This window comes from Arcanobacterium pluranimalium, from assembly GCF_016907845.1.
Taxonomy (GTDB): domain Bacteria; phylum Actinomycetota; class Actinomycetes; order Actinomycetales; family Actinomycetaceae; genus Arcanobacterium_A; species Arcanobacterium_A pluranimalium.
On the sequence record NZ_JAFBCS010000001.1, the window covers coordinates 793,694 to 814,819 of the forward strand.

The 21,126-nt window shown below is 52.6% G+C and carries 20 protein-coding genes; 11 read left to right on the top strand and 9 right to left on the bottom strand.

Annotation, left to right across the window (positions count from 1 at the left end; genetic code table 11):
- The first annotated feature begins 115 nt into the window (after positions 1 to 115).
- Positions 116 to 1,195 (top strand): redox-regulated ATPase YchF, encoded by a 1,080-nt coding sequence (gene ychF, locus JOD55_RS03315; RefSeq protein ID WP_204398637.1) that lies wholly within the window; start codon positions 116 to 118, stop codon positions 1,193 to 1,195.
- A gap of 182 nt (positions 1,196 to 1,377) precedes the next feature.
- On the opposite strand, the gene JOD55_RS03320 is transcribed toward ychF, so the two are convergent.
- Complete coding sequence (locus JOD55_RS03320; protein WP_204398646.1) at positions 1,378 to 1,773, bottom strand: VOC family protein; 396 nt, start codon at positions 1,771 to 1,773, stop codon at positions 1,378 to 1,380.
- Between the two features lie 373 nt (positions 1,774 to 2,146).
- Between JOD55_RS03320 and JOD55_RS03325 the strand changes: the two genes are divergently transcribed.
- Positions 2,147 to 2,446 carry a HigA family addiction module antitoxin gene (locus tag JOD55_RS03325; protein WP_204398649.1) on the top strand — a complete coding sequence of 100 codons (300 nt, stop codon included), beginning with the start codon at positions 2,147 to 2,149 and terminating at the stop codon, positions 2,444 to 2,446.
- A 164-nt stretch (positions 2,447 to 2,610) separates the two neighbouring features.
- Here JOD55_RS03325 and JOD55_RS03330 read toward each other — a convergent pair whose 3' ends face one another.
- Together JOD55_RS03330 and JOD55_RS03335 are read right to left on the bottom strand one after the other, a co-directional pair.
- Positions 2,611 to 3,234, bottom strand: coding sequence for a CE1759 family FMN reductase (locus JOD55_RS03330; protein WP_204398655.1), 624 nt, complete (start codon positions 3,232 to 3,234; stop codon positions 2,611 to 2,613).
- The gene (locus JOD55_RS03335; RefSeq protein ID WP_204398657.1) at positions 3,231 to 4,340 is read right to left on the bottom strand and encodes a CE1758 family FMN-dependent luciferase-like monooxygenase; all 1,110 of its coding nucleotides are present in this window, start codon (positions 4,338 to 4,340) and stop codon (positions 3,231 to 3,233) included. The genes JOD55_RS03330 and JOD55_RS03335 overlap by 4 nt, the downstream gene beginning before the upstream one ends.
- Before the next feature lie 237 nt (positions 4,341 to 4,577).
- Between JOD55_RS03335 and JOD55_RS03340 the strand changes: the two genes are divergently transcribed.
- The 4 genes from JOD55_RS03340 (at position 4,578) to JOD55_RS03355 (ending at position 8,297) form a co-directional block, all read left to right on the top strand.
- Entirely contained in the window at positions 4,578 to 5,099 is a 522-nt protein-coding gene (locus JOD55_RS03340; RefSeq protein WP_204398659.1) for a GNAT family N-acetyltransferase, read from the top strand.
- A gap of 10 nt (positions 5,100 to 5,109) precedes the next feature.
- A complete protein-coding gene (locus tag JOD55_RS03345) occupies positions 5,110 to 6,876 on the top strand; it encodes an alpha/beta hydrolase (RefSeq protein ID WP_204398660.1) in 1,767 nt (588 codons plus the stop codon).
- Between the two features lie 251 nt (positions 6,877 to 7,127).
- A complete protein-coding gene (locus JOD55_RS03350; protein WP_204398661.1) occupies positions 7,128 to 7,775 on the top strand; it encodes an IS1/IS1595 family N-terminal zinc-binding domain-containing protein in 648 nt (215 codons plus the stop codon).
- A gap of 69 nt (positions 7,776 to 7,844) precedes the next feature.
- On the top strand, positions 7,845 to 8,297 hold the full coding sequence (locus tag JOD55_RS03355; RefSeq protein WP_204398662.1) for a hypothetical protein: 453 nt from the start codon (positions 7,845 to 7,847) through the stop codon (positions 8,295 to 8,297).
- A gap of 101 nt (positions 8,298 to 8,398) precedes the next feature.
- Here the strand turns inward: JOD55_RS03355 and JOD55_RS03360 are convergent, their stop codons facing one another.
- Both JOD55_RS03360 and JOD55_RS03365 read right to left on the bottom strand, forming a co-directional pair.
- On the bottom strand, positions 8,399 to 9,070 hold the full coding sequence (locus JOD55_RS03360) for a DUF6928 family protein (RefSeq protein WP_204398663.1): 672 nt from the start codon (positions 9,068 to 9,070) through the stop codon (positions 8,399 to 8,401).
- Positions 9,071 to 9,138: 68 nt separating this feature from the next.
- Positions 9,139 to 10,770: an FAD/NAD(P)-binding protein gene (locus tag JOD55_RS03365; protein WP_204398664.1), complete on the bottom strand. Its 1,632-nt coding sequence runs from the start codon at positions 10,768 to 10,770 to the stop codon at positions 9,139 to 9,141.
- Positions 10,771 to 10,959: 189 nt separating this feature from the next.
- Between JOD55_RS03365 and JOD55_RS03370 the strand changes: the two genes are divergently transcribed.
- A complete protein-coding gene (locus JOD55_RS03370) occupies positions 10,960 to 11,568 on the top strand; it encodes a mismatch-specific DNA-glycosylase (RefSeq protein WP_338022187.1) in 609 nt (202 codons plus the stop codon).
- Between the two features lie 9 nt (positions 11,569 to 11,577).
- On the opposite strand, the gene JOD55_RS03375 is transcribed toward JOD55_RS03370, so the two are convergent.
- Both JOD55_RS03375 and JOD55_RS03380 read right to left on the bottom strand, forming a co-directional pair.
- The gene (locus JOD55_RS03375) at positions 11,578 to 11,886 is read right to left on the bottom strand and encodes a transcriptional regulator (RefSeq protein ID WP_204398665.1); all 309 of its coding nucleotides are present in this window, start codon (positions 11,884 to 11,886) and stop codon (positions 11,578 to 11,580) included.
- On the bottom strand, positions 11,883 to 12,344 hold the full coding sequence (locus tag JOD55_RS03380) for a hypothetical protein (protein WP_204398667.1): 462 nt from the start codon (positions 12,342 to 12,344) through the stop codon (positions 11,883 to 11,885). The genes JOD55_RS03375 and JOD55_RS03380 overlap by 4 nt, the downstream gene beginning before the upstream one ends.
- 463 nt (positions 12,345 to 12,807) lie before the next feature.
- Here JOD55_RS03380 and JOD55_RS09225 point away from each other — a divergent pair, with 463 nt between their 5' ends.
- The gene (locus JOD55_RS09225) at positions 12,808 to 14,064 is read left to right on the top strand and encodes a lipase family protein (RefSeq protein ID WP_204398669.1); all 1,257 of its coding nucleotides are present in this window, start codon (positions 12,808 to 12,810) and stop codon (positions 14,062 to 14,064) included.
- Between the two features lie 213 nt (positions 14,065 to 14,277).
- Here the strand turns inward: JOD55_RS09225 and JOD55_RS03390 are convergent, their stop codons facing one another.
- The gene (locus tag JOD55_RS03390; RefSeq protein ID WP_204398670.1) at positions 14,278 to 15,723 is read right to left on the bottom strand and encodes a GuaB1 family IMP dehydrogenase-related protein; all 1,446 of its coding nucleotides are present in this window, start codon (positions 15,721 to 15,723) and stop codon (positions 14,278 to 14,280) included.
- A 119-nt stretch (positions 15,724 to 15,842) separates the two neighbouring features.
- Between JOD55_RS03390 and JOD55_RS03395 the strand changes: the two genes are divergently transcribed.
- Complete coding sequence (locus JOD55_RS03395; protein ID WP_204398671.1) at positions 15,843 to 16,970, top strand: MDR family oxidoreductase; 1,128 nt, start codon at positions 15,843 to 15,845, stop codon at positions 16,968 to 16,970.
- Positions 16,971 to 17,084: 114 nt separating this feature from the next.
- Here the strand turns inward: JOD55_RS03395 and JOD55_RS03400 are convergent, their stop codons facing one another.
- Positions 17,085 to 19,304 (bottom strand): NADP-dependent isocitrate dehydrogenase, encoded by a 2,220-nt coding sequence (locus tag JOD55_RS03400; RefSeq protein ID WP_204398672.1) that lies wholly within the window; start codon positions 19,302 to 19,304, stop codon positions 17,085 to 17,087.
- Positions 19,305 to 19,556: 252 nt separating this feature from the next.
- Between JOD55_RS03400 and JOD55_RS03405 the strand changes: the two genes are divergently transcribed.
- Both JOD55_RS03405 and JOD55_RS03410 read left to right on the top strand, forming a co-directional pair.
- On the top strand, positions 19,557 to 20,003 hold the full coding sequence (locus JOD55_RS03405) for a protein-tyrosine phosphatase family protein (RefSeq protein ID WP_204398673.1): 447 nt from the start codon (positions 19,557 to 19,559) through the stop codon (positions 20,001 to 20,003).
- 300 nt (positions 20,004 to 20,303) lie between these two features.
- Positions 20,304 to 21,074 carry an alpha/beta hydrolase family protein gene (locus JOD55_RS03410; RefSeq protein WP_204398674.1) on the top strand — a complete coding sequence of 257 codons (771 nt, stop codon included), beginning with the start codon at positions 20,304 to 20,306 and terminating at the stop codon, positions 21,072 to 21,074.
- Positions 21,075 to 21,126 lie beyond the last annotated feature (52 nt).

Below are 21,126 nucleotides of genomic sequence, written 5' to 3' on the forward strand. Positions count from 1 at the left end.
TGTGTCGATAATATGTCGATTCTTTCGACACGTCGTATAAACGTGTCGATTTTTTCGATTTTATCGACACGTTTTGAATTACCCCGAAAGCCGCGATCCCAACTAGACTGTTCGTGTGGCTTTAACAATTGGAATCGCAGGACTGCCCAACGTCGGCAAATCAACACTATTCAACGCTCTTACCCGCGCAACCGTGCTCGCAGCAAACTATCCGTTTGCCACGATTGAGCCGAATGTGGGAATTGTTCCGCTCCCTGATGAGCGTCTTAACAAACTGGCGGAGATCTTTAACAGCCAGAAAATTCTTCCCGCAACCGTGTCTTTCGTTGATATTGCAGGTATTGTGCGTGGAGCTTCGGAGGGTGAAGGTCTTGGAAACCAGTTCCTCGCCAATATCCGCGAAGCCGATGCGATTTGCCAGGTCACTCGTGCTTTTGCCGATCCAGACGTGACGCACGTGGACGGACGCGTGGATCCGGCGTCGGACATCGAAACGATCACCACGGAACTCGTGCTCGCCGACATTCAGACGCTCGAAAAGCAGCTCCCGCGTTTGCAGAAGGAGCTTACGGGCAAGAAGATCGACAAGGAAGTGGTGGAGACGGCGCAGGCGGCGCTCGCGATTCTCGAGCAGGGCAAGACACTTTCGTCTGCCGGTGGCGACCTTGACCAGGATATTCTCAAGTCGTTCCAGCTCATGACGTCCAAGCCTTTCATTTACGTTTTTAATACCGACGACGACGGACTGGCGGACAAAGACATGCAGGCGAAGTTGCGTGAGCTTGTTGCACCCGCGGAAGCGATTTTCTTGGACGCGAAGTTTGAATCTGAGCTAGTTGAGCTGGAAGAAGACGAAGCGCGGGAGATGCTTCTTGAGTCCGGTCAGGAAGAATCGGGGCTTGATCAGCTCGCGCGCGTTGGCTTCGAGACGCTTGGCTTGCAGACGTATCTGACGGCGGGGCCAAAGGAAGCGCGTGCGTGGACGATTCGTAAGGGCTGGACGGCGCCGCAGGCTGCGGGCGTGATTCATACCGATTTCGAGCGTGGCTTTATTAAAGCGGAGGTCGTTTCGTTCGAAGATTTGGTGGAGTTCGGGTCGATTGCCGAGGCACGTGCGCACGGAAAATTGCGTATGGAGGGCAAGGATTACGTCATGCACGACGGCGATGTGGTGGAGTTCAGGTTTAACGTGTAGTTTTTTACTAAAACTCTAGGAAAGCGATCCACTGTCTCCGGTAGAGACGATGGGTCGTTTTTCTCTTCCCGGTGTGGGATCTCATTGAGGTGCTTCGGGATGGCTATAGAGGTATTAGCTAGATAGCGAGGCGATCTCGGGCACTGCGAAGCTGTGGGGAGATTCGCGCGATTTTTCGATGCTCAATCGACGACAATTTCCAGCTCGAAACCCTCAGTATTCTCGATGTACAGTGCTGTGTGGTCCGGACCGCCCGCATGCGGATAGTCATCCGCAAACAATTCAGTCCAGCCATACGCGACGCAGTTGGCGCGTAGCTGATCTAGTTGCTCGTGATCGGATGCGCGAAGTGCAAGATGATTGAGCCCAGCCCTCATACGGTCGTGTAGACCCGACACAGCAAGGGATTGTTCGAGCACGATGTATGACCCACTTGAGTGGTGCCAAGTTCGACCCTGCGGCCAGCTTGGATCATGCTGTGCCTCCCACCCGAGAAGAGGGAGAAGCCAGTCGAACGACGCAGATGTTGTCTCAAGATCGTTGGTCCACAGCTCAATGTGGTGAACTGGATTCTTCATATTTTAAGTCTATCGCCGATGTGTTTCTCGGGCACTGACGGCGTGCTGATGTTGATGAACTGCGTCAAGATCAAGCTTGTTGCCTGGTGTGGACTCATGATTTTCGATGCGGGTCGCAAGTTACCTTGTTTTTGGGTGTCTAGAATTATTTGTTGGGTTTAGAAGTGGCAAAGCGAGAAGTGCTTGCACACATGAATGTGCGTGCATAAATGTGGTCGAGTTCAGGTTTAACGCGTAGCGTTATTAACGCATTGCGTCATGGGTGTTAAATTGGAGAGGTGATCAACTGCTTCACCAGCGGTGACACGGTGTGAAAGTGGACCGACGCTGGGCCTGAGAATGTGATTATCGAGGACTATCATTGAGGTGCACTATGACTAACAAACTTTACGCCCCGATCCATCCGGGCGAGATTTTAATGGAAGACTTCATTGAGGGCTTCGGTATTACACAGCATAAATTGGCCGTCTCGATAGGGGTTCCGCCGCGGCGGATTAACGAGATCGTCCATGGTAAGCGCGCGATCACTGCGGATACGGCGCTTCGCTTGGGGCGCTACTTTGGTGTTGAACCACAGTTTTGGCTCAACTTGCAGAGTCGCTACGATCTTGAGCTGGCGCAGGATCGCGTTGCTGATCAAGTGGCTGCAATCCAGCCTCTACAAGTTGCCTGAGATGAAAATGTCTTGAGGTGCAACGCCTTCATTTTCGAGGAATTTACTCATGTTTATTAGGCTCATTGTGCTGTTCGGCCGAATGAGGTACTCGTGGGGACACTTGGCATAAGTTTACGAGACTTTGGTTGACGTATCCGCGTCTCGTAAACGCCAAGGTCGCGTTATTGAGCAAGCAGTTGAGCAAAAGGTACGACGCCGTCGGGGTCGTATTCGTCTGCTATCCGTTCTGCCTGGCGTTCTTCGCGTGATACGCGCGCCATATTCGGCAAAAGTTCATCAATAACCGATTCGATACGCGCAGCAAGTCGCCTATTCGAATCAGTCGATCCCCAGTCAGCGGTGGCGGCAAAGACGGATGTGGGCGTAACGCTTGCTTTGAGATAAGAAAGAATCGGGCGCAAGCTCGTATCCACGGCAAGACTATGACGCGCGGTGCCACCCGTTGCGCCGATAGCTACAGGCGTTCCGGCAAGTGCGGCGTCGTCAATCAACTGCCAGAACAGGGTGTGGAGTGCTACGGGAGCAGCCTTGTAAATCGGAGTTACGGTAATCACTGCGTCAGCTTCTTTGACGGCGGCGAAAGCGGCTTCAACATCGGGAAATGGAGCTGGTGTGAGCGTCATTTTAGTAAGTGAAGCGGCAATTTCGCGAATATTGATTCGCGTTACCTGCACATCCTTACCGGCTGCAGTAAAACGCTCAATAGCGCTCTTTATCATGCGTTCGGCAAGGCGGGTAGTAGCTGATTCTTCGCTAAGTCCCGTCCATACGGCAACGATTTTCATTGGCGTCCTCCTGGTATTGGGTCGTTTCCAGCGCGGTGGCGCTCGAGGAGCCACTCGTGGTTCGGTGCGTCGGGCACGTCGGGCGACTTGCGCGCAGCGTATTCACGACGAAGAACGGGAACCACTTCTTCAGCCAAAATATCGATCTGCTCCAAAACTGTTTTGAGCGGCAGACCAGCGTGATCAATGAGGAATAATTGCCGCTGATAGTCACCAGCCCAGTCGTGGAACGACAGGTATCGTTCAATAATTTGATCTGGAGATCCAACGGTTAGCGGCGTTTGCTCCATGAACTCTTCCAATGATGGTCCGTGGCCGTAGACCGGCGCGACGTCGAAGTATGGACGGAATTCATTGATGGCATCTTGAGAATTTTTGCGAATGAACACCTGACCGCCAAGGCCAACGAATGCTTGGTGTGCTTTGCCGTGCCCGTATTTTTCGTACCGCTGGCGGTAGAGATTAACCAATCTCTTGGTGTGCGAAGTTGGCCAGAAGATGTTGTTGTGGAAGAAACCGTCCCCATAATATGCCGCTTGCTCCGCAATTTCGGGGGATCGAATTGAACCGTGCCATACGAACGGGGCGACGTCGTCGAGCGGGCGTGGTGTTGCTGTAAAACCTTGGAGTGGAGTGCGGAATTTTCCTTCCCAATCCACGTTCTCTTCACGCCATAAACGGTGAAGGAGGTTGTAGTTTTCGATGGCGAGGTTTATGCCGTTTCGGATGTCTTTGCCAAACCATGGGTAGACGGGGCCAGTGTTGCCGCGACCCATCATCAGATCGATACGACCGCCGACTAGGTGCTGAAGATAGGAGTAATCTTCAGCAATGCGCACAGGATCTGTGGTGGTGATCAGAGTGGTTGACGTTGAGAGTTTAATCTTTGATGTTTGTGCTGCTAGATACGCCAAAAGGACTGGAGGATTTGCCGGCGCAGCAAAGGGTGGATTGTGATGCTGGCCAGTAGCAAAAACATCAAGACCCGCTGCTTCGGCATGCTTGGCAATAGTTACCGTGTTCTTGATGCGTTCATGCTCGCTAGGCGTCGTTCCGTTGACGGGATCAGTAGTAACATCACCGACTGTAAAAATACCAAAATCCATAATTTCTCCTAAAGTAGTTGAATATTAAACTATTTTACCATAAGGCGAGGCGATGCCAATAGTGAGATCACCCATGGCAAGCGTGCTATAGTAAGCGCGCGATCGCTGTGGATATGGCGCTTCGCTTCGGGCGTTATTTTGGTGTTGAACGGCAGAAAATTACGTGCAAATTCGCACCTTCCACGCGCGCCTGTGTAAACTCGATAACAGAAGTTCCGCTAATCGGCGAGGAGGCCCATGCTCACTCTCAAACCCCTTAATGCCGCGGACGCCCGCCAGCAGTACGAATTCCTCGTCGCGTGCCCGAGCGCCGACGGCTTTGAGAATCCTTATGAGGAATATTCGTACGAGGATTTTGTACAGAAAGCCATTCCTAGCAGGCTCGACGCCTCCAAGGGAAGAAATCTTCCGCAAGGTTACGTGCCCGACACCTATTTTTTCTTGTGGGACGACGATCGCGTCGTCGGCCTGTTTAAGGTGAGGCACTTTCTCACCGATTTTCTTCGCGACGGCGGTGGGCACATTGGCTACGCAATCCACCCCGATTTTCGTGGGCGCGGTTTGGCGACGGCGGGTCTCAAGCTCGCTGTGCAAGAGCTAGTGAAAATGCCGGATTTCAATGACGATGAAATCTATTTCTCCTGCTACAAGTCGAATCCTTCCTCACTAAAAGTGCAGCTCAACGTGGGTGCTTATATCCATCACGAAACGGAAGATCATTACTATACGCGACTCAAAGTTGATCGCGTCGCTAAGTAAGGAGCGTCATATGTCTAACCATCGTCTCGCCTATTACGAATCAGGAAATCAAGTTAACGGCACGATTATTGCATTTCACGGGGTTACGGATAATGCCGCTTCGCTTGTAGACATCGCCACTCGTTTCGGTTCTCGCTGGCGCGTCGTGCTCATTGACTCTCTTGGGCACGGTATATCGCCTCGTTTCACAAAAGATGAGCTTTCTAATCCTTTTGCGGCCGCCGTGGCAGCTGCTGAGGCCACGGTTTCCCATATCCTTGAAAGCTCTTTGCATCACAAAGTGGTTGCGCTTGGGCACTCGATGGGCGGCGCGATCACCACGCAACTGGCCGTTCGTCATCCGCAGTGGTTCCACGGCGTCGTCCTTGAAGATCCGGCGTTACTGACGCCCGAACAGCAGCAACGCTACTTAGAAAACGCGCCATACCTCGTTGAGCAAACGCAATACGTGAGTGAGAACCCAACTAAAGCGATTGCTGAGCTCAGAGCCGAATATCCGCGCTGGACGCAACCAGAATGTACCGCGTGGGCGCAGGCAAAAGCGCAGGTAGATCGTTCCTTTGTGGAAACGGGAGTTGTGGGTTTGTCTGATATTGCTGCGCTTGATCGCCTTGTTGTGCCCGCCCTCGTCGTTTCGGGCGACGGCGATGACATCCTCCTCGATGCCGCCCGCACGGATTCCTTGACGAGTCCGCACCTGAAAGTGGTGCGTATTGCGCAGGCGAGCCACACGGTGCGCCGCGACCAGCCACAGACGTTCTTCGCGGCGGTTGAGGATTTTCTCGATGAGCTAGTCTCGGCTGAATCGCAGGTACCGACGCCGTATATTCGCCCAGACATGGTCGAAGTGGTGGCTAATACGCCTGCTCAAGATATGCGTGATGTGCTAAAACTGCGCGCCCGCGCTAACACAATGTTCAGTTCCTCAATTGCCTGGCCGGAAGGCATAAATCTGTCTGAAACGGACGTTGTAGGGAGAAAGGTGCGTATCGTTAGCAATAGTGACGAACCGCGCGTCGTCATTTTGTCTTTGCATGGCGGCGGCTATGTTTCAGGGCGTCCGCAGTTCGACGACGAGCGCCACGTCGATTTGTTGCGTTTAGTTTCCGATCTGGAATGTCCCGACGCCGCAGGTCACGTTGCGAAAGTGCTCATAGCTTCGCCCGATTACCGTCTCGCCCCGGAGCATCCGTATCCTGCTAATGCGCAAGACGCCGCGGCGACCCTGGTTTACCTGGCACAAAAGTACCCAGATGCGCAGCTCATTGTTTATGGTGATTCGGCAGGCGCTGGTACCGGTTTGCAGATGTTCACACAAGATATTCCGGTGGATGTGCGCACTCGCGTGAAGTGTTTTGTGGCGATGGAGCCGTGTCTTGAACCGTATATGAATTCGCTTTCGTGGGTGACGTATCGAAACGGGCCAGTGTGGGATCGCCAAGCGAGCGAGGGAGCATGGGCGCACTTTTTGAGCGTTCGCAGTGCACAAAGCGCAGATGTGTCAATGATAGAGTCGCAAGTCGCGGAGTGCAGCGTTTATCGGTTGCCTGAGGCTTGTGAGGTGCCGCCGATGTGCGTCGTCGTCAATTCTGCTGATCCGTTGCGCGACGAAGGCATCAACCTTGCCACCCGTTTAACAGACGCGGGTGTGGAGACCGAGCTGTGGATGTGCGCCGGCAGTGTACACGGTGGACTGTCGATTCCTGGAAGCGTGATCTGGGAGCAAAATCAGCACAATATCGCTCGTTTTATTCAACACCGGATCTTGGCACAATGAAAATAAGGTGTTGAGCTGAGTAGGCCGTGCTGGGGACTGTTTTCTCCTGAAATCGTTGATCGGGTTCATTTGGGTGCCAATTTTCTATCTATTTACTGGTTTTGCTGGGCAGACACTTCGTGGGTTAATAGACAAAACGTGGGTCTTAAGGTCGGGTTTTTCGTTGTTGTGGTAGGCGAAAGTAGGCATCATTATGGGTTTCGGGCTTAATCTTGTTGCTTGCTTGAATCTGGCCGGGTTATGTGCGTGGGGTGAAGTCTTTTAATCCGCGTGCCCGTCGCTGCCCGATTTGTGATGAACCATGTAAGAAGAAAGGCAAAACAGCAGCTGGTAGCCAACGCTGGTACTGCAAAAATTGCCGCTATAGTTTCACCTCCACCCGCACAGACCAGCAAAAACTAGCGCAATTCCGCGAGTTTTGTGACTATGTCACCGACACCGAACCCAAACGCCGCTTGGCTGGCTCGCTACGGACCTGGGATCGGGACCATGCCTGGTGTTGGGATACCCGTCCGGTCTGGGAACCTACCGGGGAGGTGTATGACCAAGTCTTCATCGACGGGACCTATATCGCTCACGGCTGGTGTGTTCTGATCGCAGCAACTACCGATGGGGTCATCGACTATCAACTATGTAATCAAGAATCCAAAGCCGCCTACACAGCGTTACTCAAACACATCCCCGCACCCCAGGTGGTCACCACCGACGGCCAACGCGGAGCACTAGCCGCGATCAAAGCCTGCTGGCCTACCACACACGTTCAGCGATGCTTGGTCCATATCCAACGCAATATCCGTCGTATCACCACCTCTAGGCCGCGTATCAAGCAGCATAAAGCGTTGTACAAGCTTGCCTTGAACCTGATGAAAATCACCACCGCCGAGGAAGCGATCGAGTAGCAAAAAGGCCTATCGGTCTTTCATAGCCTTTACGATCAGTGGCTGGCCGAACGTACCTACAAGCACACCGTGTCACCTTCACAGGTACCCAAGTTCACGGTCAACAATAAGTCCTGGTGGTACACCCACCACGCCACACGGCGTATGGTTCGCTCCCTTGACCGGCATATTAAAGACGGGGCGCTCTTCACGTTCCTTAACCCAGATATCACCACCGTCCAGCCCTTATCAGCGACGACGAACCCGCTCGAAGGAGGCATCAACGCGCCGTTGAAAGGCTTCCTGCACACTCACCGTGGCTGGTCAGAAGACCACATGCTCACCGCCTTGGACTACTGGCTCTACAACCGGTCCATTAACCGCCAACCCTTAGAAACCTTCATCACCAACACTCGGCAAGCCCGGCCAGCATCCAAACACAAACCCGACTCCGACCAGCCCGCCGAAATCGACAACGCCATCGATCACGAACAACCATGGGAAAACAGCCTCACCATCCGAAAAGGATGGATTCGAAGCTAACGACACGCCCGCATTAGACCCACATTTTGTCTATTAACCCAAACATACAGACGTGCGCCGGATTTCTCCGACGCACATCCACCAATTAAGAAAGGCTAATTCTAACCAAACAATCGGCTGAAGAATCCTTTCTTCTTGCCACCGGCCGATTTAGAACGCTCCGGCGTACCAGCTGGCACAAACCTATGAAGGATAATTTTTTCCGGGTCGATCGGCGTAATTGCGGCACTTACTTCGTCTTCAGAGGCACCTTCACCTTCAGTACCGAAGATCCACAACACGGCAGATTCTGCCAAGTCGAGCGGGTGATAACCGTACTCTGGATCGTCGTCGTAATTGTGGTCACCACGCGCAAACGGTTCCTCAAAGGGAAGCAGATCGCCCTCGAGTGCTGCGACTTTATCCTCAGCTGTAGCAGAATCGTCCAGATCTACTACGCGACCACGGTGATTCGGTGGCGTCCGATACGAGCAAGCATCCATCATGCTGCGAGTAAATAAGAACCATGTATTATCGGCGGGCTCATCAACGAGGTAGCCTAAAGTTTCTTCGCCGGTGAAGACGACGGTGTCTCCCCAGGTTCCTACCCAGAGGCTTTCGTCCGTGGGGTTGAAAGCCTCGTCAAGATCACCGGTTCTGTCGAAGCGCCATTCACCTTCGAAATACTTTGTGATCTGCTCCGATGCGGCTTCAACGCCGCCCTCTGGCTTGGTAGTGATGTTCTCGCGCGGGATAGTCGGCGAGTATGAAAGCATTGTGCATTTAAATCCCATGAGCAAATCATAATAGATAATCTGCAGCTAGGGGGCGGTTTGATTGAGAACCAGTAAAGATGCCGCCGTTAAACGCCCTCATTCTGAATACGCTCAGCCCACAGCGGCAACTGCCCATGCAGACTCGAATTGAGCGTGTCCATTCCAAGTTCCCATTCTTCAGTAATTCGGCCAAATGCTGCTAAACCGTTAACTGGCTTCAAATCACTGTCCAAAACAGAAGCGTCCTCACCGATTCTTATGCCATTACGGTCTTCGTTCCATACGAGCAGATAGTCCTCGATTTCGGCAAGCTCGGGGAAAGCGCCAGGCCAGTAACCTCCCGGTGCAAGTACGCCATCAACCACCACGTCAACCGACTCTGGTAGCTCAAGTGCATCAACACTCTTATCCAGCCACGACGTATCGATCACTCCGGCATCGATGAGCGTTAATATCTTGCGTGCATTGATTGGTGGCGGACCAAATCCATAAATATCCACTAGCGAGTTCCATCTACGGAAAGTTTCCCACTCGTCATTTGGCCATTCTTTCCCTGGTAGCACATCTAAAATCGCATCTGCAAGTAATAGGAAGACGCCGGCGAACACGGCTTTCGCACCGAGCTTTCGCTTGCCGTCGTACGCCGCAATCGAGTCTGCAAGTGTGCCACGCGAATTACCTTCGCTCGGTGCCGAGCCTGCCACAACGCCGTCGAAAATCGCCTCCGGATAAGGGTAATCAAGCTTCTTAAGCACATCCAGCGTCAAGCCTCGAATGAGATCCAAGATTTCAGAGAGCGACTCAGACTCTCGAATTTTCTTGTTCGTAGCATCGAGCGTGCGCTTGCCAATGAGATCCCTTACCACATCAATGTTTGGCTTGATGTCCAGGAAGATTCCTTCTAGCCCGAGCGGTAAAATCTTCTTCACCTGTTTTTTGCTTGAAACGTACTGGCTTCCGTCCTCAGAGAACTTTCCGCCACGCCCTTCGGTTAGTGCAAGGGCGACGTCGATAAACGTCAGTCCCGCACCACGCACCGCTACCACGGCATCGGCGTCGATATCATCCAAAATGCTAAGTGGGTAGGCGAAAGGAATATAAGCCCTTGTTTTACCACCGAAATCCTCGAGCGAAACGGGTTTCGGAGGATTCAACGAATGCCCAACAGTGAGCAAGAGTTCATCAACGGTAAAAGTTTGCTTTCCCGTGGTAACGCGCCAAGAACCGGGCACGCCCGATACTTTCGACGCCCAGCCGTGTTCAACCAGTTCAATATTCTTGGGCAGAGCCTTCTTCACGTACTCATAGCAATAGACCAGATACTCGCCAATGACCTTACGAGGAGGGAAATCGTTGACGTACTGCGGATACTTTTTCTTTGCCCACGTGTCAAAGTCCGGTGCGGTGTGAAGTGAAGCGACGCTATCTTCGAGCTTTTTATGAAATTCAGCTGGATCATTGGAGGGATTAGCGTCTGAAACAGGAACTCGATTGGCACGATACGGTCCGAACTGATCAACGATCGCCGTTCGCGCATTAAACCGCGAGTATTCGGGTTGTGTTACGTCAAAGGGCGTGCCTTGACCAGCTACGCTGACGCCGTCGCCGTTGAAAACTCCGAACAAATGAACGGTGACGGGTTGCGTCACTTTTGCCGCTATAGCAGAAAGCGCAGCAGTGCCGCGCGGACCTGCACCAACGATTGCGATTGAAAGCATCTGATTCCTCTAACGTAAATAGTTTTGCCAGATACCTAGAAGTCTAGTTGGAAGTGCTCACTCTGTGCTGGGCTTACGGCGCTATTCGTCAGATTCCTTGTGTCCATAGCAGTCGCTTTCGTTTTCCAGTACTTGTGTTGCGACTTCTGCATCGCTAATAGTCTAAACGGAATGATTTAGACTATTTAGGTGATTTCCAGAATTTCGCCACTTAATGGACGCAAGCCTACCCGCGCCGAACTGCCGCAGTATGTCAACGGCACAGTCGACGACATCCTCTGCCCGCATCCGTGGCTGCTCATCGTCGGCATAAATCCTGGTCTGTGGACTGCGGCGGTCAACGCGCCTTTCGCCGCGCCGTCTAATCGCTTCTGGCCGAGCCTTTACCACGCTGGGCTTTTGCCGCATCGCGTCGATGCCACTGCTGGTCTCAAGCCTGAGGACGAACTGGCGATGCAAGAGCAGGGGATCGCGCTCACCAATTTGGTCAATAGAGCGACGGCGAAAGCTTCGGAGCTCAAGAGGGCTGAGCTCGAAGCGGGTGGACGACGTTTGGCGCGCCTTGCACAGGAGCTTCAGCCCGACGTCGTCGCTGTTCTCGGTATCATGGCGTATCGTGAGGCGTTTCGAAAACCAAAAGCGCAGCTAGGGAGGCAGTACGACGGCGGCCTGCACGTTTCGTTGGGTGGCGGCGAGCTATGGGTGTTGCCGCAGCCGAGCGGGCTCAATGCCCACGCCACGATGCCAGTGCTGGTGGATTGGTGGCAACAAGTAGCTGCGAGACGACGTCGCAGCTAGACGTAGCGCCTAATGGGCGAAGCCTCGCACCAAAGTATCGAGTGCTGCTAGGTATAGCTCGTATTCCTTGCGGCCTTGCTTGGTTAAAGCTAGCCTCGTGACTGCGGTTTTACCTGAAAACTCCTTCTTAATGCTTATGATGCCGGCGTTTTCTAGGAGAGTCGCGTGTTTCGTGAGGAGTGCGTAGCTCATTCCGAGTTCGTTTTTCAGGGTCTGATAATCGATTGATTCGACTGTGTACAGTGGAGCCACGATGGATAATCGGGCTGGTGAATGGATTGGTGAATCGAGGACTGTGCGTGCCTTAACTAGATTCATCGATGAGCCAATCTGATCATGAATACTCCCAAGCGCGTCATTGGGACAACTGTTATTGTTGCTATAAGTAGAGTAGCTGGCCATGTGAAATGTGGAGTCTTGCCCAAGACTTCGAGTAATAATCCGAACAGGGCGACTCCTATCGGAAACGCAAATGCAAAGAACTTGCGACGGCGAAAACCGAGGGGTTGGACGCGCTTGCTCCGAATAATATTTGCAGATAAAGCGGCGCCTCCAAACAAAAAGATGATGCTCGAGCAGGTAGTTAAGATTCCTCCCCAGGGAATATTGGTGCGTTGCAGCATTATCACATAATGAAAAGCGATCAGGCAGGCATAGATAAGGTACAGCCAACCTTCTTTTGAGCTCACGTACGCAGGTGTACTCGCTTGAGCTTGGAGAGAGGCTTGCCGGAAACTCGGATGTGGGGCAGTTGACGAGTAATTTGTACCGTTCATGTTTCTATAGTATTAAGTACTTAACGATCTGTAAAGTAGTATTGCCATTTATGTGTAGTTATATGGCTGTGCATAAGTGGGTGTTAGTCAAAGCGCATGAAATATATGTCATGAATATCTGAACTTATAACGTATGAATGAATAATTCGTTCATTTGTAGAATAGTGCGCAAGATATGAAACGGTGCCTAGTGGCGTCGATAGGTCGCTTCCCACCGGCCGCTGGCCAGCATGATTGTCAAGCTGAAAAACGAAAATCCGGCAAAATCTCGGTAGCTAAAAGTGAACAAATCGGAAAAATCCGTCAAAACGCTTGTTTTGGTACATAAGGTATCGATAACCTTGAGACGTGTTGCTCAGAAAGCAACACAATGCCAGGTTTGGTGCATATTTGCATGCATAGATCTCATAAATTGCATATATACACCACAGCCACTTTCAATTCTCACCGATTGGAGTTCATCGTGCGTAAAAATACGATGATACTTTCATGTTTGGCACTGTCATCTTTGCTTGCAGCGGGCATCGCGCCGTCGGCAATAGCGGACGCAAGCCCTTCGCAATCCTCCCTCCAACTGCAAGCTGGTGCTCAAACCGATCCGCAGGGCGATGACTACCTGCCTTTCTATCATAATATCCCCGAGCTTTCGGGCGATAAGCCAGGCACTTTGCTCCGTAGCGAATCTGTTGAAAACCCTTGGAATCCGCTAGGAATCAAAGCCAGTGGCCCTTTTAAGGCAACTCGGATTCTCTACACCTCGCAAAACCGCACTGGAAAGACGATTCCGGTGAGCGGCATCGTCATCGAATCAAAGGCGCCGTGGCAAGGTCAAGGAAAGCGTCCACTCATCGCATTCGCACCCGGCACCCAGGGCGTTGGAGACAAGTGCGCACCATCGCGCCAACTTGCGGATACCGCCGTCGGCGATTACGAACAGTACTTCTTTGAGGCGATGCTTAAGAAAGGGTACGCGGTAGTCGTCACTGACTACGAAGGTCTAGGAACTCCAGGTATGCACACGTATATGGATCGCATTTCGCAAGGTCATGCGGTTCTCGATAGCGTGCGTGCAGTACGTCAACTCAAAGGGTGGGACATCATTGCCGAAAACCCACTTGCCATCGACGGATATTCCCAAGACGGAGGTGCCGCGGCAAGTGCGGCCGAGCTGGCTGATAACTATGCTCCAGAGCTGAAATTCAAGGTGGCCGCAATCGGCGTCGCTCCCGCTGATTTAACTTTGCTTCCACCGACTCTTGACGGAACCTTGTACTTCCTATTTGAGGCGTTCGCGTTTATGGGAATCAGCCACAGCTATGGAATTGATTTCACTGCGGATCTTAACAAAGAGGGTAAAGACGTCATGCTACGTGCTGCCAACGCGTGTACACAAGATTTGATTCCATTCATTGGGAAGAAACTCGAAAAGCTCACGATTGATGGAACTACAGTGCAACAGTTCATCAACAAAGAGCCATATAAGAGCATGCTTTCTGATCAACATATCGGATACCGCGCGCCGTCTATGCCGGTAACCCTAACTCACAGCAAGGGCGACGATGTCATTCCATTCCACGTTGGTGAAAAACTGGCGAAAGAGTGGTCGGCTAGTGGAGGAGATATCACATTCGTCCCGCATACCTCCGGTACGCATGCATTCGGATCAATCACTCACGCGAGGATTGCTGTTCAACAGTTTGAAAAGGTGTTTGGACACTAATCTAGCGGTGATATTGTCCGCCTAGCAGGTGCAACTGCGAACTCTGTCTGAGTGATCGCTTGTTGACTTTCGCCGGCCGCTGGATAAACATAGTGTGGGGAGTGCGATAATCGTTCGCGCTCCCCACACTGCTATGTTGAGTTGACTTACCTATGAGGCGAGCTCAGCTAAGCAAACAACTCACCACCGCATCAACTACGATCACTAACAATCTCACCACGACTGTGGTACTGGTGCGCCCTCACGATAGCCAGATGCCGACTGAATTCCTACGATCGCCCGCTCGTGGAATTCCTCAATTGTGCGTGCTCCCGCATAGGTGAACGAGGAACGCACGCCGGAGATGATCTGGTCGATCAAGTCTTCAACGCCTGGACGTTCCGGATCGATAAACATACGCGCTACGGAAATTCCTTCTTCAAATAGCGCTTTTCGTGCCCTATCGAAATCAGATTCTCCTGCAGTTCGACGCCGCACTGCTCGTTTCGATGCCATGCCGAATGATTCCTTGTACGGGCGTCCGTTCGCGTCGTAGTGTAAATCTCCAGGTGATTCGTACGTGCCGGCAAACCACGAACCGATCATCACATTGGATGCACCCGCGGCAAGAGCTAAGGCGACATCGCGAGGATGGCGCACACCGCCGTCGGCCCATACGTGTGCGCCGTATTTCGCTGCTTCAGTGGCGCACTCAAGCACGGCCGAAAACTGTGGACGCCCCACGCCTGTTTGCATACGGGTGGTGCACATTGCGCCTGGTCCCACACCTACTTTGACGATCGATGCACCGGCCTCCACCAAGTCGCGCACTCCGGCTGCGGCAACCACATTTCCGGCTACAACTGGGAAACCGTCCGGTACTACGGAACGAACGGCCTTGACGGCGTCGATCATCTTGTCTTGGTGGCCATGAGCGGTGTCAACCACGATGATATCCACGCCTGCTTCAACCAGTTGTACCGCTTTAGCTGCCGGATCGCCGTTCATACCAATAGCAGCGCCAATGCGAAGCTGGTTGTGTGCGTCAACCGCAGGCTGGTAAATCGTGGAGCGAACTGCGCCGGCGCGAGTAAGAATACCAACGAGTGCACCCGATTCGTTCACTACTGGAGCTAGATCATGATGCGCAGCCTTAAGAGTAGCAAAAGCTTCTTGCGCGTCGGTGCCCTCTTTAATCGTGAACAGTTTGGTGCTCATCATTTCACGAACTTGAGTGAAACGATCTACGCCAGTGATATCCGATTCCTCTACGATTCCCACGGGAATATTTGTTTCGGGATTGACCACGATTGCCGCACCATGTGAACGTTTTGGCAATAGGCCGAGCGCATATCCGCAGGTGTGATGTGGTTTGATAGTCACAGGAGTGTCGTACACCAGATGACGAGACTTTACTTCCCGGATATTCTCCACCACCACATCAACTGGGATGTCTTGGGGGATAATTGCGATTCCGCCGCGGCGCGCTACTGTCTCAGCCATCCGCTTTCCAGAAATTGCCGTCATATTGGCGACGACGAGCGGAATTGTTGTGCCCGATCCGTCGGCAGTGCGGAGATCGACGCTGTTTCGGGAGCCAACTGCAGAACGCGAAGGCACCATGAAAACGTCGTCGTAGGTCAGATCCATGATTGGTTTAAGGTCATTTAAGAATTTCACTGAAAAAGTCTAGCGAATTTCGCTGAATATTGAAAGAGTGTTCATCATAGTGATGCCTGTTGTATCAGTATGTGGACTGTAGGTGTTTTTGATCAGACTCTCACTTCGTCACGGTTCGGATGAAAGAAAGAAGTATAATTGCAGGTGTTAACCGTACTGGTTACAAGGAACCTCACAAGAAAGAGCCGTATATGCAGCACTCAACTTTCAAAGCGTGGATCGTCCGTAAAGATGCAGATCACGCCCAAGCCTCGTTCGAAGGTTTCGATGAAAGTTTCATTCTCGCGGGCTCGCCTTGCGTTAATAAGGGCGACGACGCCGTATCGCGCCTACCTCGGGAAACGGAACCGCGCGTCGTCGTACGCGTCACATATTCAAGCATCAATTATAAAGATGCACTAGCGCTTGAGGGAAAACCTGGAATCATTCGTAAACACCCACTCATTCCAGGTATCGATCTCGTAGGTGAAGTGGTTGAATCTTCGGATTCGCACTGGAAGCCAGGTGCGACTGTGGTGCTCACCGGTGCGGGAATCGGCGAAGAAAAACATGGTGGACTCTCTGAGCTGGCATGTGTGAGCACTGATGCGCTTATCGCTTTGCCGAAGTCTTTTTCTGCCAAGCAAGCGGCAGCAATTGGCACAGCTGGTTACACTGCTGCTTTGTGCGTGATGGCTTTACAGGACGCAGGAATAGATCAAGGCAAGGGCCCGATCCTCGTCACCGGAGCAGGTGGTGGCGTGGGTTCTATCGCGGTTGCGCTTCTTGCAGGGCTTGGCTATGAGGTACATGCAGTGACGGGTCGTAAGGAGGCTTTGAGCCAGCAGCTCACCATGCTCGGTGCGAGGCAGATTCTCTCTCGTGATGAAGTGAATGCCAATGGGAAGCCTCTGGTGAAGCAACGGTGGGCTGGTGCTGTCGATACCGTTGGTGGAGATATCCTCGCGAGCGTATTGGCAGCTATTGAGCATAACGGTGCTGTGGCGGCATGCGGTTTGGCAGGCGGAGCACAGCTTTCTTGTACCGTAATGCCGTTTATCTTGCGCGGCGTAAATCTGCTCGGTGTGAACTCAGTGCTCGTTGATTACGAACGTCGCCTCGCCGCTTGGGAGCTACTTGGTCGCGCATTAGATCCCGCTCTCCTTGATGCGATCACCTCAGAGGTGGAGTTAGCTGATGTGAGATCAGTTTCTCGCGAACTTTTGGCTGGTAAAGGCACTGGTCGTACCGTGGTGCGCGTAAGCTGAGTGAAAGAGTGCTTTAGCTAAGCATTATGAGATATTCTGCTTGGTATGGCTGGGCTACTGCCTGACCATACCAAGCAGAATATCTCAATTGCCGAATACCTGAGTTACTGAATCCTAGTTTTTGTCGAGCTCAGAAATTATCTCATTGAGGGTGGCTGATGGGCGCATCACCTCGGCAAGTTTCGAGCGGTCTGGGTGGTAGTAACCACCGATATCCACGCTCGTGCCCTGGGCCTCAATGAGTTCTCGCTCAATATCGTGCGCGGCGTTTGCCAAACGTCCAGCGAATGGCGCGAATGCTGCGGCGAGCTCGGCGTCGTCGTTCTGTTTTACGAGCTCATCAGCCCACCAAATCGCAATCCAGGCATGCGAGCCGCGATTGTCGATTCCGCCAAGACGGCGTGAGGGAGATTTATTTTCGTTGAGGAGACGTTCGGTGGCGCGGTCAAGGCAATCAGCCAAGACGCTCGCCTGCTTATTGCCAGTAAAGCGGGCAAATTGCCGCAAGCTCTCCGCCAATGCCAAGAACTCGCCAAGCGAATCCCAACGCAAGTAGTTTTCCTCCACGAGCTGCTGCACGTGCTTCGGCGCCGAGCCGCCCGCGCCAGTTTCAAAGAGTCCACCACCGGCCATGAGCGGCACCACCGAAAGCATCTTCGCTGAGGTGCCCAACTCCATGATCGGGAACAAATCGGTGAGGTAATCGCGCAGCACATTGCCAGTTACTGAGATTGTGTCCTCACCGCGGCGAATACGATCTACCGAGAACTGGGCTGCCTCAGCTGGACTCATAATGCGAATATCAAGCCCGTTAGTGTCCTCATCCGCCAAGTAAGCTTCGACCTTAGCTCGCAGAGCCCGGTCATGCGCACGCTCAGGATCGAGCCAGAACACGGCAGGCATACCGGAGATGCGTGCTCGGCGCACTGCCAACTGCACCCAATCGTGAATAGGCGCATCTTTTGCCTGGCAGCTACGGTAAATATCGCCAACTTTCACGCTCTGCGTCATCACAACGTGGCCGTTACCAAGGCGTACTTCCACTGTGCCATCGGCATCGATCACGAACGTCTTATCGTGTGAACCGTATTCTTCAGCCTTTTGTGCCATTAATCCGACGTTTGGCACAGTACCCATCGTTGCTGGATCAAAGGCGCCATTCTTCTTGCAATCTTCAACCACAACGTCATATACGCCTGCATAAGTGGAATCTGGGATCACTGCCAGGGTATCTGCCGGGCTGCCGTCTGCTCCCCACATTTGCCCGGAATTGCGGATCATTGCAGGCATTGATGCATCAATAATCACATCTGAGGGTACGTGCAGACTCGTGATGCCTTTGTCGGAATTGACCATGGCCAGCGCCGGCCCATTGACCATCTCTTCTTCAAAGGAAGCGCGAATGTCGTTACCCTGGCTGAGCTGGGAGATTCCCTCGAGTATGGAACCCAAGCCATTCGAAGCGAGCAAGCCGTCCGCCTCAAGTGCCTCGCCATACTTGGCGAACGTCTCAGGGAAGAATGCACGCACCACATGCCCGAAAATAACCGGGTCGGACACTTTCATCATTGTGGCTTTGAGGTGCGCAGAAAACAGCACACCTTGCTTTTTGGCAAAACGTACTTGCTCAGCGAGGAAAGCGTCAAGTGCGCGTGCTTCCATTTTGGTTGAGTCGAAGATTTCGCCAGCAAGCACAGGAATATCGGCACGCAGCACCGTTTCGTTACCTGCTGCATCGACGTGAACGATGGATACGGCGTCGTCCTTTTCGATGACGACGGCCTTTTCGTTGGAACGGAAGTCGCCGTGACGCATCGTCGCCACCGTCGTCTTTGACTGCGGATCCCAAGCGCCCATCCGGTGTGGGTGAGCTTTGGCGTAATTCTTAACAGCTTGAGGTGCACGACGATCGGAGTTTCCCTCGCGAAGAACGGGGTTAACTGCAGAACCTTTCACGGCGTCATAACGGGCGCGAATATCGCGTTCTTCGTCAGTGCGCGGATCAGAGGGATATTCTGGCAGATCGTAGCCGTGTGCTTGCAGCTCTTTAATGGCTGCCAAGAGCTGGGGAAGTGAGGCGGAAATATTGGGCAGCTTGATGATATTAGCTTCGGGAGTTTTGGCTAGTTCGCCGAGCTCAGCTAAGGCGTCGCTGGTGCGCTGCGACTGCGGTAGGTAGTCGGACAGTGCCGCGAGGATACGCCCGGAAAGTGAAATGTCACGTTCTTCTACTGCCACACCTGCTTGTGAAGCAAATGCTTTCACAATAGGAAGGAATGACGCGGTTGCGAGCATCGGCGATTCGTCGGTGTGTGTGTAGATAATACGTGCCATGTTTCAACTCTCCCTCGGGTTGTCACGTTGATTTGCCTCTCTAGCACTAGCTTAGTCCAGAAAGGGGGCAGGTGCGCAGAATTTCTCTCTTGGGAAATACGTCCTATATAAAAATGTTCTCAAATAATGTGGGCTGTGTCTAGAAAATAGTGTGAAGTCTGTCTAGAAATAGGGATTTGCGGATATTTTGTTTGTGTCCAGCATGCTCGCCATGTTTAGAATCGCATTAACCAGAGACGGTTAGGCGGAAATATGAAACAGTGGCATGATACCGACGGCGTGGTGGAGTTCCCTTCAGGGCGCCAGGTACGTGGTCGTTCTTGGCGAGCATCAGTTAGTGAAGATGCCGATATTTCTGTTGTTTTGACTACCGCATCGGGCAAAGAGTTTTCCAATAACGGCGTTATCGGCGCCGGTGAAACGATCACAATAGATTGGCCTGATTATAGGCTGCCCCGGCGTCCTGCCCAGGCAATTCAGTCATTGCGCGAAATCTGGCAGCGTGCCGATAATGAACTTGTAGAAATCACCTGCTCTGGCGGAGTGGGGCGCACTGGGACTGCGCTCGCGATTCTGGCGATTTTTGAGGGAATGAAAGCCAGCGATGCCATCGACTTTGTGCAAGAAAAGTACAATCCGGGTTCGGTCAGTGAGCATGCGCAGCGCGGATTCCTCAAAGACTTCGACACTGAAGAATAAACCGCCGCGAAGTTAGCCCAGGTCAGACCAAACAATCCCGTTACCAATTCGTTGCCGTCTTTCGTGGCGATTGTCGCAAATAGGACGCAGATGCGCATTCTGCCAGTACAAAAAAGATTGCAAAAGGGTAACAACAGCATATGTTTGGTGCGTATACCAGGCAATGCCGATATACTTACCCGCGTGCTTGTGAAAACCGGGCCGGTTTGATCGCAGGTATACTGAGCTGGGAAATCTACGGTGTCTCCCGAGGCGTCGTAGATTTTTGGCTGTAAGTGTAACCGAGAGAAAATAAGGATTATGGATTCATTCGCTGCCGATATAGAAAAAACACCAGAGAAGCAAGTTCTCGAAAACTTGCTTGCTCTTGATGTTGCCAGCGAAGAAATTGAACGCTACGGCGTTCATCCAGATCAATATATTGAATGGTACGGGCCTGAAGACGGCAAAGTAATTTGTTTTATCCACGGCGGTTTCTTCCACGAGGACGGAACGCTGCGTTACCTGCGTCCATCTGCACTGTCACTCGGGGAAGTCGGCTACCGTATCGCACTGCCTGAGTTTAGGCGAATCCCTGGCAATCCAGCAGTTTCCTTGGAAGATATGGCAACTTTGGCTCGCCACCCACAGCTTGCCGAAGCTACCTGGCTCGGGCACTCGGCAGGGTCATTAAACGTGCTCAACGTGTTATTTGACACCGAACTGCGGCCATCGCACGGTGTGGTTTTAGCACCAATTTTTGATTTGCGCCGTGACGCTGAGGAAACGCCGAGCCTGTCGTCCGCCGCAACGATTCATTGGCTTGGCGGCACTCCCGCAGAAATTCCGGATGTCTACCAAGAATTTGATCCTGCGGTGCGTTATGCGCGGCTGGGCGCCGATGGCTTTAGCAGTGCTGGTTATCGCCTTGATATTATTCACGGCGCGCTGGACGCCACCATCCCGGTGCAGCGCACACGCGATTTGGCGAGCGAGCCTTTTAATATTGCGATCGTTCCTGACGCCAACCATAACGACGTGATACGCCCTGGCCACGACGCGTGGCTACTCCTGCTTGGTGCGCTTGGGTAATTGAGGCGCGGCCGCCAGTATAAGTGCACTTGGGTAATCCGCTTAAGCGCAA

What these genes read in the sequence shown, in the direction of transcription:
- JOD55_RS03320 (WP_204398646.1), bottom strand. Translation starts at nt 1,773, where the DNA reads ATGAAGAATCCAGTTCACCACATTGAGCTGTGGACCAACGATCTTGAG.
- JOD55_RS03325 (WP_204398649.1), top strand. Translation starts at nt 2,147, where the DNA reads ATGACTAACAAACTTTACGCCCCGATCCATCCGGGCGAGATTTTAATG.
- JOD55_RS03330 (WP_204398655.1), bottom strand. Translation starts at nt 3,234, where the DNA reads ATGAAAATCGTTGCCGTATGGACGGGACTTAGCGAAGAATCAGCTACT.
- JOD55_RS03335 (WP_204398657.1), bottom strand. Translation starts at nt 4,340, where the DNA reads ATGGATTTTGGTATTTTTACAGTCGGTGATGTTACTACTGATCCCGTC.
- JOD55_RS03340 (WP_204398659.1), top strand. Translation starts at nt 4,578, where the DNA reads ATGCTCACTCTCAAACCCCTTAATGCCGCGGACGCCCGCCAGCAGTAC.
- JOD55_RS03345 (WP_204398660.1), top strand. Translation starts at nt 5,110, where the DNA reads ATGTCTAACCATCGTCTCGCCTATTACGAATCAGGAAATCAAGTTAAC.
- JOD55_RS03360 (WP_204398663.1), bottom strand. Translation starts at nt 9,070, where the DNA reads ATGGGATTTAAATGCACAATGCTTTCATACTCGCCGACTATCCCGCGC.
- JOD55_RS03365 (WP_204398664.1), bottom strand. Translation starts at nt 10,770, where the DNA reads ATGCTTTCAATCGCAATCGTTGGTGCAGGTCCGCGCGGCACTGCTGCG.
- JOD55_RS03375 (WP_204398665.1), bottom strand. Translation starts at nt 11,886, where the DNA reads ATGAATCTAGTTAAGGCACGCACAGTCCTCGATTCACCAATCCATTCA.
- JOD55_RS03380 (WP_204398667.1), bottom strand. Translation starts at nt 12,344, where the DNA reads ATGAACGGTACAAATTACTCGTCAACTGCCCCACATCCGAGTTTCCGG.
- JOD55_RS03395 (WP_204398671.1), top strand. Translation starts at nt 15,843, where the DNA reads ATGAAAGAAAGAAGTATAATTGCAGGTGTTAACCGTACTGGTTACAAG.
- JOD55_RS03400 (WP_204398672.1), bottom strand. Translation starts at nt 19,304, where the DNA reads ATGGCACGTATTATCTACACACACACCGACGAATCGCCGATGCTCGCA.
- JOD55_RS03405 (WP_204398673.1), top strand. Translation starts at nt 19,557, where the DNA reads ATGAAACAGTGGCATGATACCGACGGCGTGGTGGAGTTCCCTTCAGGG.
- JOD55_RS03410 (WP_204398674.1), top strand. Translation starts at nt 20,304, where the DNA reads ATGGATTCATTCGCTGCCGATATAGAAAAAACACCAGAGAAGCAAGTT.